Annotated in this window: 1 protein-coding gene; it reads left to right on the plus strand. The window is 66.6% G+C overall.

The genetic code is table 11. The annotated features are described in order from the left end of the window. On the plus strand, window positions 1–503 hold a 503-nt coding region (gene istB, locus IE187_RS21210; RefSeq protein WP_189677971.1), incomplete at both ends, for an IS21-like element helper ATPase IstB.

Here is a 503-nt window from a genome sequence, read left to right on the forward strand (position 1 = left end):
GACGCGTTCGTGTTCGAGAACACCCCGATCAACGAAGGGCTGGTGCGCTCGCTTCACGCAGGCTCGTTCCTGCCGGGGCGCCGCAACGTCGTGCTGGTCGGGGGCACCGGCACCGGCAAGACCCACCTCGCCAGCGCGATCGCCGCCAGCGTCATCCGCGCCGGTGCCCGCGGTCGCTACTTCAACACTGTCGATCTGGTGACGCAGCTCGAGGAGGAGACGCGGATCGGCAAGGCCGGCGCGCTCGCGGCCCAGATGCGCCGCCACGAGCTCGTGGTGCTCGACGAGCTTGGCTATCTGCCGTTCGCCCGCTCGGGCGGCCAGCTGCTGTTCCACCTGATCAGCAAGCTCTACGAGCACACGTCGGTGATCATCACCACCAACCTGACGTTCGGCGAATGGCCCAGCGTGTTCGGCGATCCCAAAATGACGACCGCGCTGCTCGATCGCATCACCCACCACTGCGACATCGTCGAAACCGGCAACGACAGCTGGCGCTTCAA

Source organism: Sphingomonas glacialis (genome assembly GCF_014653575.1).
Taxonomy (GTDB): domain Bacteria; phylum Pseudomonadota; class Alphaproteobacteria; order Sphingomonadales; family Sphingomonadaceae; genus Sphingomonas; species Sphingomonas glacialis.